The organism is Nocardia sp. NPDC050175, from assembly GCF_044459885.1.
Taxonomy (GTDB): Bacteria; Actinomycetota; Actinomycetes; order Mycobacteriales; family Mycobacteriaceae; genus Nocardia.
Genome location: NZ_JBITJI010000021.1, coordinates 128889 through 144328, shown reverse-complemented (window position 1 = coordinate 144328; position 15440 = coordinate 128889). Strand labels below are relative to the sequence as shown.

The 15440-nt window shown below is 66.7% G+C and carries 14 protein-coding genes; 5 read left to right on the top strand and 9 right to left on the bottom strand.

Features of this window, described 5'->3' with window-relative positions; genetic code table 11:
- Positions 1–4: 4 nt before the first annotated feature.
- The 4 genes from ACIBK2_RS43655 to ACIBK2_RS43640 all read right to left on the bottom strand — a co-directional run bounded on the left by ACIBK2_RS43655 (position 5) and on the right by ACIBK2_RS43640 (position 5360).
- Positions 5–778, bottom strand: a complete 774-nt coding sequence (locus tag ACIBK2_RS43655; protein ID WP_396976793.1) for an SDR family NAD(P)-dependent oxidoreductase — start codon at positions 776–778, stop codon at positions 5–7.
- The gene (locus ACIBK2_RS43650) at positions 775–3363 is read right to left on the bottom strand and encodes a hypothetical protein (protein WP_396976791.1); all 2589 of its coding nucleotides are present in this window, start codon (positions 3361–3363) and stop codon (positions 775–777) included. The genes ACIBK2_RS43655 and ACIBK2_RS43650 overlap by 4 nt, the downstream gene beginning before the upstream one ends.
- A gap of 7 nt (positions 3364–3370) precedes the next feature.
- The gene (locus tag ACIBK2_RS43645) at positions 3371–3928 is read right to left on the bottom strand and encodes a flavoprotein (protein WP_396976789.1); all 558 of its coding nucleotides are present in this window, start codon (positions 3926–3928) and stop codon (positions 3371–3373) included.
- A gap of 532 nt (positions 3929–4460) precedes the next feature.
- Positions 4461–5360 (bottom strand): hypothetical protein, encoded by a 900-nt coding sequence (locus ACIBK2_RS43640; protein WP_396976787.1) that lies wholly within the window; start codon positions 5358–5360, stop codon positions 4461–4463.
- A gap of 772 nt (positions 5361–6132) precedes the next feature.
- Here ACIBK2_RS43640 and ACIBK2_RS43635 point away from each other — a divergent pair.
- The 3 genes from ACIBK2_RS43635 to ACIBK2_RS43625 all read left to right on the top strand — a co-directional run bounded on the left by ACIBK2_RS43635 (position 6133) and on the right by ACIBK2_RS43625 (position 9368).
- Positions 6133–7332 (top strand): sensor histidine kinase, encoded by a 1200-nt coding sequence (locus tag ACIBK2_RS43635; protein WP_396976785.1) that lies wholly within the window; start codon positions 6133–6135, stop codon positions 7330–7332.
- Positions 7333–7517: 185 nt separating this feature from the next.
- Positions 7518–8579 (top strand): hypothetical protein, encoded by a 1062-nt coding sequence (locus ACIBK2_RS43630; RefSeq protein WP_396976783.1) that lies wholly within the window; start codon positions 7518–7520, stop codon positions 8577–8579.
- Between the two features lie 27 nt (positions 8580–8606).
- A complete protein-coding gene (locus tag ACIBK2_RS43625) occupies positions 8607–9368 on the top strand; it encodes a class I SAM-dependent methyltransferase (RefSeq protein ID WP_396976781.1) in 762 nt (253 codons plus the stop codon).
- A gap of 20 nt (positions 9369–9388) precedes the next feature.
- Here ACIBK2_RS43625 and ACIBK2_RS43620 read toward each other — a convergent pair whose 3' ends face one another.
- A complete protein-coding gene (locus tag ACIBK2_RS43620) occupies positions 9389–10471 on the bottom strand; it encodes a ParB N-terminal domain-containing protein (RefSeq protein WP_396976779.1) in 1083 nt (360 codons plus the stop codon).
- Between the two features lie 323 nt (positions 10472–10794).
- Here ACIBK2_RS43620 and ACIBK2_RS43615 point away from each other — a divergent pair, with 323 nt between their 5' ends.
- Positions 10795–11784, top strand: a complete 990-nt coding sequence (locus ACIBK2_RS43615) for a LysR family transcriptional regulator (protein WP_396976839.1) — start codon at positions 10795–10797, stop codon at positions 11782–11784.
- A gap of 56 nt (positions 11785–11840) precedes the next feature.
- Here ACIBK2_RS43615 and ACIBK2_RS43610 read toward each other — a convergent pair whose 3' ends face one another.
- The 4 genes from ACIBK2_RS43610 to ACIBK2_RS43595 are packed head-to-tail and all read right to left on the bottom strand — an operon-like array spanning position 11841 to position 14138.
- Positions 11841–12782 (bottom strand): NADP-dependent oxidoreductase, encoded by a 942-nt coding sequence (locus ACIBK2_RS43610; RefSeq protein WP_396976777.1) that lies wholly within the window; start codon positions 12780–12782, stop codon positions 11841–11843.
- On the bottom strand, positions 12779–13198 hold the full coding sequence (locus tag ACIBK2_RS43605; protein ID WP_396976775.1) for a DUF2871 domain-containing protein: 420 nt from the start codon (positions 13196–13198) through the stop codon (positions 12779–12781). The genes ACIBK2_RS43610 and ACIBK2_RS43605 overlap by 4 nt, the downstream gene beginning before the upstream one ends.
- On the bottom strand, positions 13195–13695 hold the full coding sequence (locus tag ACIBK2_RS43600; protein WP_396976773.1) for a DUF1772 domain-containing protein: 501 nt from the start codon (positions 13693–13695) through the stop codon (positions 13195–13197). Before ACIBK2_RS43600 ends, ACIBK2_RS43605 begins: the two co-directional genes overlap by 4 nt.
- Positions 13692–14138 carry a DUF4267 domain-containing protein gene (locus tag ACIBK2_RS43595; RefSeq protein WP_396976771.1) on the bottom strand — a complete coding sequence of 149 codons (447 nt, stop codon included), beginning with the start codon at positions 14136–14138 and terminating at the stop codon, positions 13692–13694. Before ACIBK2_RS43595 ends, ACIBK2_RS43600 begins: the two co-directional genes overlap by 4 nt.
- A 194-nt stretch (positions 14139–14332) precedes the next feature.
- Here ACIBK2_RS43595 and ACIBK2_RS43590 point away from each other — a divergent pair, with 194 nt between their 5' ends.
- Entirely contained in the window at positions 14333–15313 is a 981-nt protein-coding gene (locus ACIBK2_RS43590; protein ID WP_396976769.1) for a LysR substrate-binding domain-containing protein, read from the top strand.
- The last annotated feature ends 127 nt before the right edge of the window (positions 15314–15440 follow it).

Below are 15440 nucleotides of genomic sequence, written 5' to 3'. Positions count from 1 at the left end.
CTTCCTACCTACCGGATCCGGTTGTCGTACCGAATGTTTCGATGACAGCGCCGCCCGCCACGTAGTCGACCCAGCTGCCCGGCGCACGGCGCGCGAGCACCGCGCGCTCGACCTGCCCGGCGACGGCATCCACCGTCGGCAAGGCCGCACCCGAGCGCAGCGCCGCGCGGCGGCGATCCTCGGACGCTGCCGGCTCACGCAGGTCCATCAGCAGGGCCGCCGGGGTGCCCTCGACCATGTCGCTGACCACGGTGGTCATGGCGATGGCCCGGCCGTTGGTCCAGCGGCCGACCAGCTGTTCACCGCGGTGCTTGCTCCGCGCGATGGCGTAGTAGCTGTCGAATTCGTCGATGGTGCCGAAGCCATGGGATTGCACGCTGGTCAGATAGATCACGGAGGCATCGGGCCGCAGCAGCGGCGCGAAGGCCTCGAGCACCGCCACCTGCGCATCGCCGTTCACCACGTCCGCGTATCCGGGTGGGGCGTCATGCTCCATGCCGCCGGACGCGTTCAGTACGAGTGTGGTTACCGCGCTTCCTGTTTCGCCGACCTTTGCCGCGAATTCCGCCAGCGCAGCCGGTTCGGTGATATCGGCCTGGTAGCAGTGCGCGGCGGCATCCGGGTAGGACTTACGCAGCCTGGTCACCGTCGCCTCGGCCCGGCGTTGCGCACGCCGATAGCAGAAGTGCACCTCGAATCCTGCCGCCACCAACCGCTCGCAGATCCGTGCGCCGATCCCGCGCGACCCACCGGTCACCACCGCGACCGGGGCGCTCACCGCGCCTCCCCCGGGCAGATGCCGGGCAGCCAGGATGTGCTGCGCCCCAACCAGAACGACATCGCGGCCAGCACACCCGCGGCACCCGTCGCGAAATCGGCGGAGGCGCGGGCCGACAGTTGGCCTGGCACATGGAATCCGCGCGACCCGGTACCGGAGAAGGCGGCAATGCTCGTCGCGATCTGCTCGTTGCACCGATCGAGATAGTCCGCGTCGAACCAGTCCGTGCGTTCCCGCAGAACCGCGTTCGCGGCGAGGCCGCCCGCCAGCCCGATGTACAGGCCCGGCTGCACGCCCACCCGGCTGCACGCCGCGCGTTGCAATGCGCGGCGGGTGTCCGCGTCGATGTCCCAGGCCGAGCCGAGCTCGGCGGCCGCGATCAACAGCCCGGCGTTGCCCCGATCCAGATAGCTGAGCATCCGAATCTTGCCGTCCCAGTGGTAGAGCAACGGTTCGTCATCGGCGTCGTGCCTGACGTAGGTGGCCAGCTCCGCATCCATGGCGGCCCGTGCGGTGTCGAGATAGCTCGGCTTCGCCAGCACCGTGTGCGCACGAAACAGTGCGAGTGCGGCGCCCGAAAGTCCGTTCAGCAGACCGGTGATCGCGGTCGGCGACCCGAGCTGCTCGCGCACCCGGCGCTCCAGTTCGTCCGCAGCCCGTTCGAGCCAGTCGGTACCGAAGTCGGTGTCGCCGTTGGCGCGCCACCACAGGGCGAGCAGGATCTGTCCGGCCAAACCACCGCGCAGATGCCACGGCGAGGCGGAAAACTCAGTGGTGGTGACGAATCGGTCCATTAGCCGGGTGGCCAGCTCGTGCGCGCCGAGCTCGGCGCTGACGATGACGTTGCCCGCCCAGCCGTCGAGCAACCCGTTGCCGAGCGCACCGAACTGGTCGAGGTTCTTCTCCAGCCAGGTGGTGTATCCGGTCACGACGTGATCCGGCACCGCACCGGTGCGCGACAGCGCCCATACCGCGCCCGCCGGACCATGCTCGATACCGAAGCGCGCGTGCTCGCCGAAGCCGGTCGGGCTGCACGGAATCGGGTACCGATCGTCGAAATCGAAACAGCCACGGAGGGTTTCGGTAACCCGGTCGACATAGCGGGCGAAGGTCTCGTCGAGCGTCTCCGCCGCAGGCAGCACGGTCGCGGCGACGCCGAGCCTGCGGCGCATCCCCTCCCTCCACTGCGCATCCAGGTGAAAGGTGTTGGCGGCGAGGTCGATCAGCGACGCCAACCCATCGGTGATGTACGAAGCCATCGGCACCATCGGCACATACAGGTAGAGCTCGGTGGCAGCGAGTGCGAACTCGTCGGCGTCGCGGCCACCCTGGCCGGGCCGGCCGAACCCCTGTGCGCCAACGAACAGCGCCGCCGACTCGGTGCTACTGGTAGCGGCCTCGAGATCGATGATCCGCAGCTCGCCGTCCGGTTCGACGATCACGTTCGCCGGATGCAGGTCGACCAGGACGATGCCCGCGTCGTGTGTGGCGGCGACCAAACGTGCGAGCCGCTCAATGTGCTCGGTGACCGACTCGGCGAAGGCCCGTGCGGCTTCGACGGGCACCGGCTGGTCGGGCCGCCCCTGGATCAGCGCGGGATTCCGCGCCGCCGACCACTCCTGCAGGGTCGACCCCGGCGCGAAGCGGTAGGCGAGAAAGTCGCTGTCGCCCTGGGTGAAATAGTCGAGCACCTCCGGCGTCACGCCGGTGTCGGCCAGTGCCCGCATGCTGTCGCGCTGCGCCTGCAGCCGATCGACCGCGCTACGCAGCCCCGCGTCGAACCCGGTGAAATGTCTTGCCTCTTTGAGCGTTACGGCATCGCCGGTCTCGATGTTCTTGGCGCGGTACACACCGCCCGTGTTGGACGAGTGCAACGCGCTGTCCACGGAGTACACCGGGCGCTGCGATTGCTCGCTCGGCGTGCTCGACGCGGCATCGATTGCCGCGGGCCGCTCAGCGAAAGGCGGGGTATAGGGGCGCACACCGCGTCGGTCGGGCACCAACTCCCCCGCCGCATCGGTCAGCGCGAGCACCGGTTCGCCGGTGGCGTCGCGGCCGTACCGTGCGGTGAAGGCCCCGTAACGGGTGTGCACGATCGAGTCGCCGAGCCGATAGTCGCCGAGCACCCTGGGCCCGCGATAACCGCCGAACACCCGCAGGAGTTCGCCGAACAGCTCGTCCAGGTCGGTGTCCGCGTCCGGGTAGACCACCGCGACCTTCCCGGAAGCCGAGCGCGGCGCGTACTTACCGTTCAGCGCCCACGCATATTCATGGCGCGCAAGATGTTTGAAGGCCAGCCCGCGCTCGAAGCACAACCGTGCGGTCGCGGCAACCACCTCGGCCACCTCGGGCAGGGCGGGTGCCAGGTGCACCTTCCAGCCCTGCGGCATCAGCTCGCTCCCGAGCGGCGCGACGACCGTCCACGGTCCGCGGCTGACCACGCCCCACTGGGGTGGCAGGTCGTAACCGTCGATCGGACCGTGCGGGATCGCGGCAAGGTGCGGATGCCGGACCGCGTCGAGCCGCCATTGTTCCAGCGGCGCAAAGTATTCCGGGTCGGCCAGCGTCTCGAGATAGAACTTCATGGCGAGCTCAAGCCACCTTTCGGGCCGATTCGGCGTCCATGACGCCGAACACGTCCCAGATCGGCGGCGCTACCGCCGCGTCCTCGGACACGCTCGCGCTCGGCCTGGCCACCGGGTCGACGACCAGCGTGCGCGGTCGCTCGCGCAGCGTCTCCAGCAGCGCGAGCACCGCGGGCGCCCGGTCGGCGCCGGGCGGCAGATTGGGCACCAGGACAACCCGGGCCGACGTGCACTGCACCGCGTTCAGCATCGGGGTTGACGCGTCGACGGATGCGATGCGCGACAACGTGTTCAGCGTCGCGGGATAGATCAGGATCACGTCGTGTCCGGCGAGCCAGGTGTGCGGTGCGAACGATTCGGCACACAGCACCGGGTCGGCCCAGTCATCGATCGCCACCGGAGAACCGGACAGTGCGTGGAGGCTGTGTGCGCTGACGAACTTCGTAGCCTGCTGCGAGAGCACGACGCGAACCGAGTCATCGGCCCGATTCGCCTTCATCCAATTGATCCAGACCGGCAGAAAGCAGCTGTTCAGCGTCCCTGTAGAAAACAAGATGAGCCGCATGACGACAGCCCCGCCTTTCCGAACCAAAAGAATGAATTTCGGGAAATAGAAAAAATATAGATCGGTGTGGCAGGAGCCGGTGTTCATGTGCCGGAGCACATGAACACCGGAGCCTCAGACCTGCGTCAGCAGCCGTTGGACGAAATGGAGGCAACCAGCTCCGCAGCGCCCGACGCGGCGTCGATGTCGTGCAGGTCGGCGATGTTGGTGACGTCGATCATGATGATCTCCTTGGTTTCTTTTGTGGCGGAGTCGGTAATTCCGCTCCGGCCATATTTTTAGCAGAGCCATTCCGAATGCGGCAATGGCGCGACAGGGCGTTCGGCCCGCCATTTACACGCGCTTTCCGCGCACTTGCCTTTTTGTACGGAATACCGAACGGACACGAAATCGCAGGTCGTTCGGAATTACCGCAGCTCACCGATAACCCCCCGAGTGGGGGGTGTCTATGCCAATTCGGCTGGGCAATACCAAGGAATTGTGGGCATCCCTGCCCATAGAATTGAGGGCAGCGCGCCGCCTGAACACGCGGCTACGCGGTTCGATCGACGTCCGAATCCGGTCGCGCACGATCCAATCCGTTGTCCAGTCGGGCGGCCAGGTCCAGCCACGATCTGGCATTGGCCCTGGCCAGTTTCGCGAGCGCAAGGCGGGTATGTCCGGGCGCCTCGGCGGCATGCCGCTGCAGGGCATGGATATCGGTGAAGGACAGGGCAAGGCGGCGCAGCAGCACTTTCCCCTTGTCGTTGAATCTGAGCGCCGGATCGTTTCGCAGCGTGCGCAGGATGAGTTCTTGCGTCGAGGTCGCATTCCCCGTTCCGGCACTGTGCTGCGGACCGACCATTTGGTTCTTGATAGGTGATTCGTGGCCGATAGGCGCGCACGACCCATCCGTCGCGGGCACCGCCGCGCCACCGCACCCCGCGGCCTGCTCGCCGACCGGTCCCGGCCGCGCGGCGCGATATCCGGGCCTGGTCAACCGATCGCGCACGCTCTTGGCGGTACCCACCGAAATGCCTGCCTCCCGCGATATCTCGCGCAGTGATGCCGCCGGGTTGTTCCTGATGATCTCGACCGCGACTTCCCTGCCCTCCGACACGGTCAGGCGATGGACCTTGCCGTCGCGCCCCACCCGGCTGTTCAGCCGGGTACTTTCCCCACCTGAACGCCGCCGCTCCACCCCGACGGTCTTGTGCGACAACCCGATCACGCTCGCGATCAGCCGGTCCGACCACAGCGGATGCGACGCGACCAGCCTGCGCGCGGCCGCTTTGCGTTCGGCCAGCGACAGCGGAAGTCCGTGCGAGACATTCACTTGCACCGCGAGCGCGAATGCATCATCATCGGTGCCGTCGAAGTATTTGACCGCGATCGTCGCCCGCCCCTGCTCCCGGGCCGCCTGTAATCGGTGCGCGCCATCGATGACTCGCATTGTCGTGCGGTGCACAATGATGGCGGGCAATGGTGATTCCGTTTCGACGAGCAACCGAACATGATCGGCGCTCGTCCCTGCTTCGATGCGCGGCGAACAACCGGGCAAAAGCAATTCGATCGGAACTTCTTCGACGGGAATAGACGATGCCCGCGAAAGCCACTCGTGCACGGGAGAGGATTCACCCCTTCGCAGATGTACAGAATCGCCGTCGTAACTGTGAATCATGATCCCACCTGTCCCAGTTGAACTCGACCTGCACCGACGTGTACGCTCATCGAGACGATCGTCTGCCACAGCACAATTCGCAGCGCGGCCCGCGTTCCACAGTTCGACCGCACCCTGCTGTGGTATGCACGCATATGGCCGACCGGTGGAATTTCGAGATCAACGAGTTCCATCAGTGAACTCGGGATCGAGCAGGCACATCGATGCGAAATCCGTCCTGGTGGAATCCCCCCTCATCGCTACCCGACACCACAACCGCGTATAGGTCAATGCTGTTTCCATCGGGAAGTAAAACAGCGACTTTTAGAAAAGTCAACGCTTCACTTGACGACCGGAAACCGGTGCACTGTCGGCGATTCCGGCACCGCCACAGTAATCCTGTGTTACGATGACGCATTTTCGCCCACCTATTCCGCAACTGCGACACTTCGGTTCCATTCGGAACCTATCGCCTCCACCGGCCTCCGTATCTCCTTCATCGGATCGAGCCGCCTCCTACTTTCGGCGGACCCGGGTAGACCCCGCAATGTGCTGTCATGACCAAGTGAGCTACTGGTCGAGTTTGTCGGCGACGACACAGGACGCACTGGTCTCGGTTCTCGGCTTCACCATCGGCCTGCTGCTCTACCTCGCCGACCTCGACACCATCGTCGGTGCGCCCGACCCGTCGCTGGCGCAGCGACTGGCCGTGCTCGCGGCGATGTGCGTGGCCACCCTCTTCCGGCGCCGCCGACCGGTTACGGCGCTGGTCTGCGGCCTCGGTCCGTTGACCGTCGACCTCCTGATCGCGCCGTCGGTGCCGATCTGGCTGCTCTATTCGGACCTGATCTACGCGTCCGTGCTCTACGGCCGCGGCAACCGGCCGCGGTACGTCGTGATCGTCAGCGCGACCGCCGTGACCGCCGGAGTGCTTGCGACACTGGTCATTACGGGCGAATGGCGGACCGCGGCGCTGGTCGCCACCCTGTCGGCCGCGTTCGTCGCGACACCCATCTGGTGGGCGACCACCGTCTCCTCCCACAAGGCCATCGCCGATGCCGAACGCATCCGGGCCAGGGCGATGAGCCTGGTCGCCGAGCTCGATCGACGCGCGGCCGTCGCCGAGGAGCGCAAAACCATGGCGCGAGACCTGCACGACGTGATCGCCGGTCACCTGTCGGCCATCGCCATCCAATCCGAAGCGACGCTCGGTGTGCTGGCCCGCCGCAGCCCTGGCGCGGCGATGGCGGATCTCGTCGGCTCGATCCGCGTGGAAAGCGTGCACGCGCTGCAGGAGATGCGGACCATGATCGGGCTGCTCGGCAGCGAGGACGGCAGCGCCGACGGTCCGGCGGCGCCGCGACGCCTGGCGCAGCTGCCGCTGCTCGTCGACGAGGCCTGCGCCGCAGGGGTTATCGTGCGCGTGCACTCGGCGCTCGACGGCGTCACCCTGCCGAGCGCGGTCGACCAGGCGGCCTACCGGATCGTCCAGGAGGCGCTGACCAATGCGATGAAACACGCGCCAGGCCAGCCGATCGACATCGATATGTGCGCGCACCCAACCACGTTGGACATCACGGTCCGCAATCCCGCCGGGCTGATGAGTAATCTGGCCGCCCCGCCGACCGGTCAGCACTGCGGACTGGTCACGATGCGCGAACGCGCGACGGCACTCGGCGGCGCCATCTCGGCAGGCCCGGTCTCCGGCGGCTGGGAGGTCGCCGCCCGACTACCGCTGACGACCCCGCAGGTCGGCGCACGATAGGCAGCTTCGCAAGTGTTCATCGAGTTCCGCCCGCGGCACTGCCACCGCGCGAACGGATCACCGTCAAGAGAAGATCAAAATGTCGTTTACCCGCCACTCTGCTTCCATAGACTGCACAGGCCCCTTGCGCTCGAACGTAAATCCCTGCGTATCGGCGTCACAGCACACCTGGTGGTGGATCTGATATGAGTTTCCCGGCCGACGAGCCGCTGCTGTTCACGCCGCTACCACTGGGCGCGCTCGCCGCGTCCGCCATGCTCAGCATGGCCGATGTGGTCTTCCTGTCGAAGCTGCCCGCCAGCACCCTGTCCAGACTGTGGCGCAACGAGCTATGGCTGGATCGGGTCTCCGGCGCGACGTTGCAACAGCTGGTCGCGGTGGTGCCGGGCCTGTCCGAGTACGTCACCAGGCGCAGCTACGGATCTCGACTCGGCAACGTGCTGCGCGAATGCGACGAAGCCGGCCTGGACATCTCGAACGGACCGATCGGCGCGCTGCTGACCGACGGCCGGTCGGCCCAGCACGTCGCGACCGCACTCGCGGCCGCATCCAGCATGATGCGGCTCGACTCGCACGCCGCGGTGTCGAACCTGGCCCGATGTTGGGGTGTCAGCCAGGATTTGGCGCTGGACGCGTTGTTCTCGGCCGAACCGCACGGGCTGGTCGCCGACATGGCGCCGCTGGTCGAGCGGGGCCTGCAGGTGATCGACATCCTGGACGGCGGCAGCAACTCGCTGCATACGACGGTCGGCTACGGCATCCTGGTGCACAAGCTGACCAAGCTCACCGGCGCCGTCCCCGCCGACACCTCGCCCGATGCCCGCGAACGGAATTCGGCGTTCGCCTATCGCAGCGGCACCATCGGTGTGCTGCTGCGCTCGGGCGACATCGACGCCTCGATCGCCTACGCGCACAGCCTGGACCAGAACGTGCTGCTGCGGCGAAACGAATTGTGGTCGTTGACTTCGTATTACGCCGATATGCCGCAGTCCCCTGATTTCTCGCTGCCGGCCAGGGGTGGTTTGCACAACACCGAAGCCGAGATGAGCAAGGACATCGCGAGCAGCAACGAGGCGTACCTCCATTATCTCGTGACGTCCGCGATTCCGATACTGCTCGAGCACGATCGATTATTCGGCGCCGCCACCGGCGAGATCGCCCGCCAGCTGCGACATCGCCTGGAACGAGCGGTATCGGACCGGCGGGTGGAGGCGGCCATCTCTACACTGTTGACGTCCATGCCGTAGCGAATCCACACGGAGTACAAGGCCGGTATGTTGGGTGACGATCGCGTGACCTCCGCCTACGCACAGAACGCGCAGTTCTGGATCGACATCGTGCGTGGGCAGTTGGACGAGTTCCAGAAACGCATCACCGATCCGGCGCTGCTGGCTACCGTAGGCGATTGCCGCGGGCTGCAGATTCTCGACGCGGGCTGCGGCGAGGGGTATCTCACTCGCGAACTCGTCCGGCGCGGTGCCGCGCACGTGCACGGCGTCGACACCGGCGAAGCATTCATCGAAGCGGCGCGGACACATCCCGAAGCCCGGCCGGATACGGCGACCTTCCAGCTCGCCGACGTGGCTGACCTGCCGCTGGCCGATCGCAGCGTCGATCTGGTGATCGCGAACCGGCTGCCCAATGGAATCACGAACCCGGGCAAGCGATTTCACGAATTCGCCAGGATACTGCGGCCGACCGGCAGGCTGATCGCGCTCGGCATGCACCCCTGCTTCTACGTCGCCCGCGCCGACCGCACCGGCGACGACAGTGCCCCCATGGCGATCGATTCCTACTTCGGTGGCCGAACCGTCGAGCAGAAGTTCGACGTCGCGGGGTGGTCGTCGCCGGCCGCCTCGGTCCAGCAGTTCTACCCGCTGGAGACCTATATCCGGATGATCACCGCGGCGGGGTTCGTCATTACCGACCTGCGCGAACCCCACCCGACGCCGCTGCAGCGCGATGAAGATCCGTGGTGGAACGAGAATTTCCGCCGACCGCTGTTCATGCTGCTCGACTGCGCGTTGCGGACGTAACGAGCACCGCCGGTACACGGTCAGCCGAGTCGCTGCGCATCCGCGGCAGGCGGCCGGGACGCGGGATCGTTCTCCAATTGGTCGGCGAGCTCGTGCCAGGACCGGGCATTGGCGCGGGCGAGCCGCGCGAGCGAGTCGAAGCAGTGGTTCGGCGCATCCGTGGTCAATTGCCCCCAGGCCCGGATGTCCATGATCGAGGAGGTCAACTGCCGCAGCAGGGTCCGGCCTTTGTCGTTGAATCGGAGCGCGGGATCGCTGCGCAGGCTGCGCAGGATCAGCTCCTGGACCGGCGCAGCGGCCGAGAACCCGGCGCGGTCCGCCAGTTCGGCGACGCTGCGCGGAGGAGGCGCGGCGGCGGTGTGGTCGGGCAGGGTGGTTCTCTTCGGAGTGAGTGTTGCCGGTCTACCGGCCTGGTGACATCGCTGCGCGGCGTCGGCGTGAAACAGGCGGTCGCGCACGTCCTTCGCGGTGCCGACCGAAATGCCGGCCAGCCGCGAAATCTCGCGCAGCGACGCGTCCGGCTTGCTCTTGATGATCTCGGCGGCGACGCCCCTGCCCTCGGCGACCTCCCGGCGATGCACCTTGCCGTCCTTGCCCACCCGGCTGTTCACGTGGGCATTTTCCCCTGGTGAACGCAGTCGCTGCGCGCCGACGGTCTTGTGCGAGAGCCCGGTGACGTCCGCGATCAACCGGTCCGACCATTGTGGATGCGACAGCACCAGCCGCCGCGCCGCCGCCTTGCGCTCGGCCAGCGACAGCGGCAGTCCGTGCGCCACATTCGCCTGCACCGCGAGCACGAACGCGTCGTCCGCGCTGCCGTCGAAGTACCGGACCGCGATGGTCTCGTGCCCGAGCTCCATCGCCGCCGCCAGCCGATGCGCCCCATCGATGACCCGCATCGTGGACCGGTGCACGATGATCGCGGGCAGCGGAGTCGGCGCCTCGGTCAGCAACCGGACATGGTCGTCCTTCGTGCCGGTGCTCACCCGAGGCGTGTTACCCGCCGAGATCGAGGCAACGGGAACATGCTCCACCGGAACCGACGCCACCCGGGCGAGCCACTCGCTCGCACCAGCTACATCGACACGATCATCAAGCGTCATTATCCGGTTCTCCCCGTCGACGAAGAAGCCGCACTGCGACGAGCCTCGGCGCCGCTACGCCCTCCCCCATCGAAGTGCGATATTGCCCACAACCCTGACGCAGCCCCCCACCTCGCGGCCAGCACTGTTCCATCCATGTCACGACCCTTGCGAATGCCCTTGTGGCCGAGCTAAATTGAAATCTTCTGCGCCTTCGCCCGCGAACCTCTCCCGGACGCCCGGTCCCGAGGCCGCCCCCGTCCCGGGATCGAATCTTCGAATAAGCGCCTGACATGCGATGATCGTGTGCTCAAACGTTCCATCGCAGTCGAGGAGGCCGGGTCATCGAGCGCTACGAGATCGAGACGTTCCTGGCCTTGGCCGAGGAGCTGCACTTCCGGCGAACCTCGGAACGGCTCGGGTTGTCACCGGGGCGGGTCAGCCAGACGATCAAGAAGCTGGAGCTGCGCGTCGGCGTGCCGCTGTTCGACCGCACCAGCCGCCAGGTCGTGCTCACCGCCGCCGGACGACGGCTCCGTGACGAGCTGCGGCCCGCCTACGAGAGCGTCCGGCTGGCTATCACCCGAGCGATCGAATTCGGCCGTGGTGTCACCGGCACCCTCCGCGTCGGCTACTCCACCCCGTGGGTGGCCGACCTGCTCGGTCTCGCCGCCGAAACCTTCCGGGAGCGCAATCCCGACTGCGCGATCGAACTCCACGAAATACAGCTCTGCGACCCGCTCGGCGGGCTCCGCTCGGGCCACTTCGATCTACAGCTCAGCGAATTCCCCATCGACGAGCCGGATCTCACGGTCGGCCCGGTGATCTTCGCCGAACCACGCGCGCTCATGGTGCCCGCCCAGCATCCGTTCGCGCGCCGCGACAGCCTGTCGCTGGAGGATCTCGCGGACGTCCCCCTGGTGTCCCTGCACGGCGACATCCCGCCGTACTGGCTGGACTTCCATCTCCCCACCCGCACACCTTCGGGCCGCCCGATCCCGCAGGGACCGATCGCCTCCTACTGGACCGAATTCCCTTCGCACGTCGCGGCGGGCCGCGGCGTCGCACCTGTCGCTTTCCGCGGTCGCGGCTATCACGCGCGCCCCGGCATCGAATTCGTGCCGTTCCACGACGCGCCGCCGATCGAATACGGCCTGCTCTGGCCGACGAACGGGGACTCTGCCCGGGTGTCCGCCTTTGTTCAAACGGTGCTCGAAACCGCTGCCGCGCAACGTATCGACGCCTTGTTCCCTGCGCATGTCAGTCGGGTCGACGATACGTGCGGCGTGTACTGCCTGCGTGACGTCGGACGAGCCATCGAACCGGTCGTCTAGCATGGAATCATGGTGCGGCGAGCCACTTTTCGATGGCTCGCCGCACCAATGTCCGGTCAGTCGACGGTAAGGACGATCTTTCCCGCGATGCGTCCGCTCTGGCTGAGCTCGTGCGCCTCGGCAGCCAGTTCGAGCGGCAGGATCGTGTCGATCTGCGGACGCAGGCGCCCGGTTTCGACAAGCGCCACGATCTGCTGCATTCCCGCTCGGTCGGCTTCGACGATCAGGAACGTTGCGCGCAGGCCGAGCGGGCGGGCCTCGTCGGCCAGGTATGCCTCGGCCGGCGAAGCCAGGGAGACGAGCACGCCGCCCGCCCGCAGGGTGGTCAGCGAGCGCGGTCCGTATTCGCCACCGATGGTGTCGAGCACAACGTCGATGTCGTGGGCGACAGTGGCGAAATCGACCTGGGTGTAGTCGATGACCTCGTCGGCGCCCAGTCCGCGCACGAAGTCGTGCTTGGCGGACCGCGCGGTGCCGATCACATAGGCGCCGCGCGCCTTGGCGAGCTGAACCGCCAGGTGCCCGACACCGCCCGCCGCGGCATGGATCAGCACCCGCTGGCCGGGCCGGACACCGGCGGTGTCCACCAACGCCTGCCACGCGGTGAGCGCAGCCAGGGGCAACGCGGCGGCCTCGACATGCGACAGCTCGGACGGCTTGCGAACCAGATGTCGCGCCGGGGACGTGACGTACTGCGCATAGGTGCCCGCCGGTTGCGGATGACGAGGCAGACCGAACACCTCGTCACCGGGTTCGAAGAGGGTCACCCCCGGCCCGATCGCTTCGACGACTCCGGATACATCCCAGCCCAACCTGATCGGCGTCTCGCCACCCGCTAGGCCGCCACTGGCCCGATGCCACAGGTCAGTGGGATTGACCCCGATCGCCCGCACTCGAACAAGCACCTCGGCAGGCCCAGGCTCGGGCCGACGCACCTCGACAACCTTCAACACGTCGGACCCACCGAACGAATCCTGGGCAATGGCAAGCATGTTCATACTGCTCCCTGTCGTTGCGCCGGGATCTGCTTGCCGAGGTTGATGAAGAACAGAATCAAGCCGACGGTCAGCACGATGTGCCCGAGCCCGGCGATGCCGGAGACCGCGGCGCTGGTGTCGGCGCCGACGACGGTCTGGATGCCGTGCACGGTCATCACCGTGACGGTCAGTGCGAGACCCGCGTTGTAGACCCAGAAGAACCAGTCGAACAGCTTGCTGGTGCTCAGGGTGAACAGCTTCTCCAACGGCAGCACGATCAGGTGGAACAGCATCCCGAGGGCGAGCAGATGCGTGTGCACCACCCCGAGCTGGGTGTCGCCGGTGAAGTCGTACCACTTGGTGAGCTCGCGGTAGAACAGACCGCTGATGACGCCGACGATCATGTAGGTGTGCGCCGCGTAATAGAGCTTCTTCACGACTGACTGCGCCGAAAACGAAGCAACGCCACCGCGAAGCAGACGAGCGCGCCGACGTTCGCGACCGTGCGGGCGATGTTCCACGCCACCCACGGACCCTCGAATTGCGCACGCACAGCGGCCAAGTCGGCGATCTGGGCCGGGTCGCCCGCGGCTGCCAGCTTGTCGTTGAGCGGGACATTCGCGCCGCTGGTGATCACGAACATCAGCAGGTAGCAGGCGAACCCCGCGATCGCCCAGTACCGGACCGCCGGATCACCGGAGCGCCAATTCACCACCACGGCAGCCAGTCCGGCGGCCAGCCCACCCACGAACAACGTCATGAACAGTGGGTTCACGATGGCCACGTTGATGTTCTGCATTACTTCGACAAAGGCCGCGTCGCCGCTGCGTCGCAGGCCGGGCATCACGGCGTAGACGAACCCCGCGAACAGCCCCGCCATCAGTCCGGTGAGAACCGCCGCCACCACCAGGGTGACCGATCGGGCCGCCCTCACTGCACTGCCTCATCGACGAGAGGGGCTGTGCCGCTACCCGTTTGGCGGCCGATCCGCAGCATGCGCTGCTCGAAGATCAGCAGTCCACCGGTGAACGCGACCAGGACCGCGGTCAGGCCGTGCACGTTGATGGCCGTCGCGGTCGATCCGTCGTAGTGCAGCACCGTCAGCATGTCCCCGAACGGGTTCAGCGCGATCACCAGCGTGGCAACGCCCAGCGCGAACCGCTGCCGAGCGGCGAGCAGGGCGAGGATGATCAGTCCGCTCGTAATGTCGCGGATGCCTTTGAGATTCAAGAAGGCCACCGCATCCCCGTGCGGCCACTCGGGCAAGCCGAACTGCGGGGCCATGGACCCCGGCGTGAGCACATAGCTGACGCCGACATAGATGATGAACGCGGCACCGATCAGCGAAAGTGCGGTGGCTATGCGGGAGAGATTCAAACTCGTGCTCCAGAAGTCGATCGTTGAACTGCCTGTCCAAGGATTCAGAACGGGAGATCCGGGAACAATGACGTATTGATCAACCGACGTTTACATCCACTCAACGATCGACGAAGGAACAAATCCCACGTCTCGGCGGTAGTTAGTGGAGCCCTCGAGTAGGCGGGCACCAGTACGAGCGAGCGGGAGTAGCGATGGAACGGTATGAGATCGAGGCCTTCCTGACGCTCGCCGAGGAGTTGCACTTCGGCAAATCCGCTGAGCGACTGCAGGTCTCGACCGGACGGGTCAGCCAGACGATCCAGACGCTCGAACGCCGCATCGGCGCCCCGCTGTTCGAACGCACCAGCCGCCGGGTGACGCTGACCCCGATCGGCCAGCGGTTCCTCGACGACCTGCGCCCCGGCCACGACCTGATCCGACGGGCCGTCGAGCGCGCCACCGCCGCGGGCCGTGGTGTGTCCGGTGTGCTCGAAGTCGGCTTCGTCGGCGCGGGCGCAAGCACTTTCTTGCTGGAGGCGGCCGACCGGCTCGCCGACACTTACCCGGGTACCGAAGTCCACATCCGGGAACTGTCCCTGTACGAAGGCACCGCCGCCCTGGATGCCGACCTGGTCGAGATGGTGTTCGCGTTCCACCCCGTAGCCGGGCCCGGCCTCGGCGTCGGCCCGGCACTGCGGCGCTTACCTCGACTGCTCGCCGTCCCGAACGGACACCCGCTCGCCGCGCGCGACTCCGTCTCACTGAACGATCTGGCCGACATCACCCTGATCGGCGCGCCCGACTCGACACCGCCGGTCCTCGCCGAGCATCGAGTGCCCCGGCACACACCCGACGGCAGGATGATCCGACACGGCAAGACCGCCAACACCTTTCAGGAGGCCACCAGCCTGGTCGGGGCGGGCGAGGGCGGATTCATCGTCGGCGACGAAGGCTCCTGCTACCGCGGCCACCCGCGCGTCACCTACCTGCCCATCGATGACGCAGCACCGCTGGAAGGACGGCTCATCTGGCGCGAATCCCGGGAGAACTCCCGCATCAGAGCCTTCAACGAAGCCGCGCTGGCGACAAGCCGAAACGATTGCCGGGGAACACAATCGGCGGAACTCCTCGGCGCCGCCTCGGTCCGCTCCCCCAACGGTCAACCCTGCCCGCCCCGAGAGATCCCGGACTAGCCGGCGCCGGGCAGCGGTCGCGCTGGTCCAGCCGCCGGTGATCCGAGTCACATGCACATTCGGCTGCCGCGACGTGGGGAGATCGATTGTATTGTTTCCACTCGGAACCAGGGGGTCGAGGAGCGCG

What these genes read in the sequence shown, in the direction of transcription:
- ACIBK2_RS43620 (WP_396976779.1), bottom strand. Translation starts at nt 10,471, where the DNA reads ATGACGCTTGATGATCGTGTCGATGTAGCTGGTGCGAGCGAGTGGCTC.
- ACIBK2_RS43640 (WP_396976787.1), bottom strand. Translation starts at nt 5,360, where the DNA reads ATGCGAGTCATCGATGGCGCGCACCGATTACAGGCGGCCCGGGAGCAG.
- ACIBK2_RS43590 (WP_396976769.1), top strand. Translation starts at nt 14,333, where the DNA reads ATGGAACGGTATGAGATCGAGGCCTTCCTGACGCTCGCCGAGGAGTTG.
- ACIBK2_RS43645 (WP_396976789.1), bottom strand. Translation starts at nt 3,928, where the DNA reads ATGCGGCTCATCTTGTTTTCTACAGGGACGCTGAACAGCTGCTTTCTG.
- ACIBK2_RS43625 (WP_396976781.1), top strand. Translation starts at nt 8,607, where the DNA reads ATGTTGGGTGACGATCGCGTGACCTCCGCCTACGCACAGAACGCGCAG.
- ACIBK2_RS43630 (WP_396976783.1), top strand. Translation starts at nt 7,518, where the DNA reads ATGAGTTTCCCGGCCGACGAGCCGCTGCTGTTCACGCCGCTACCACTG.
- ACIBK2_RS43650 (WP_396976791.1), bottom strand. Translation starts at nt 3,363, where the DNA reads ATGAAGTTCTATCTCGAGACGCTGGCCGACCCGGAATACTTTGCGCCG.
- ACIBK2_RS43610 (WP_396976777.1), bottom strand. Translation starts at nt 12,782, where the DNA reads ATGAACATGCTTGCCATTGCCCAGGATTCGTTCGGTGGGTCCGACGTG.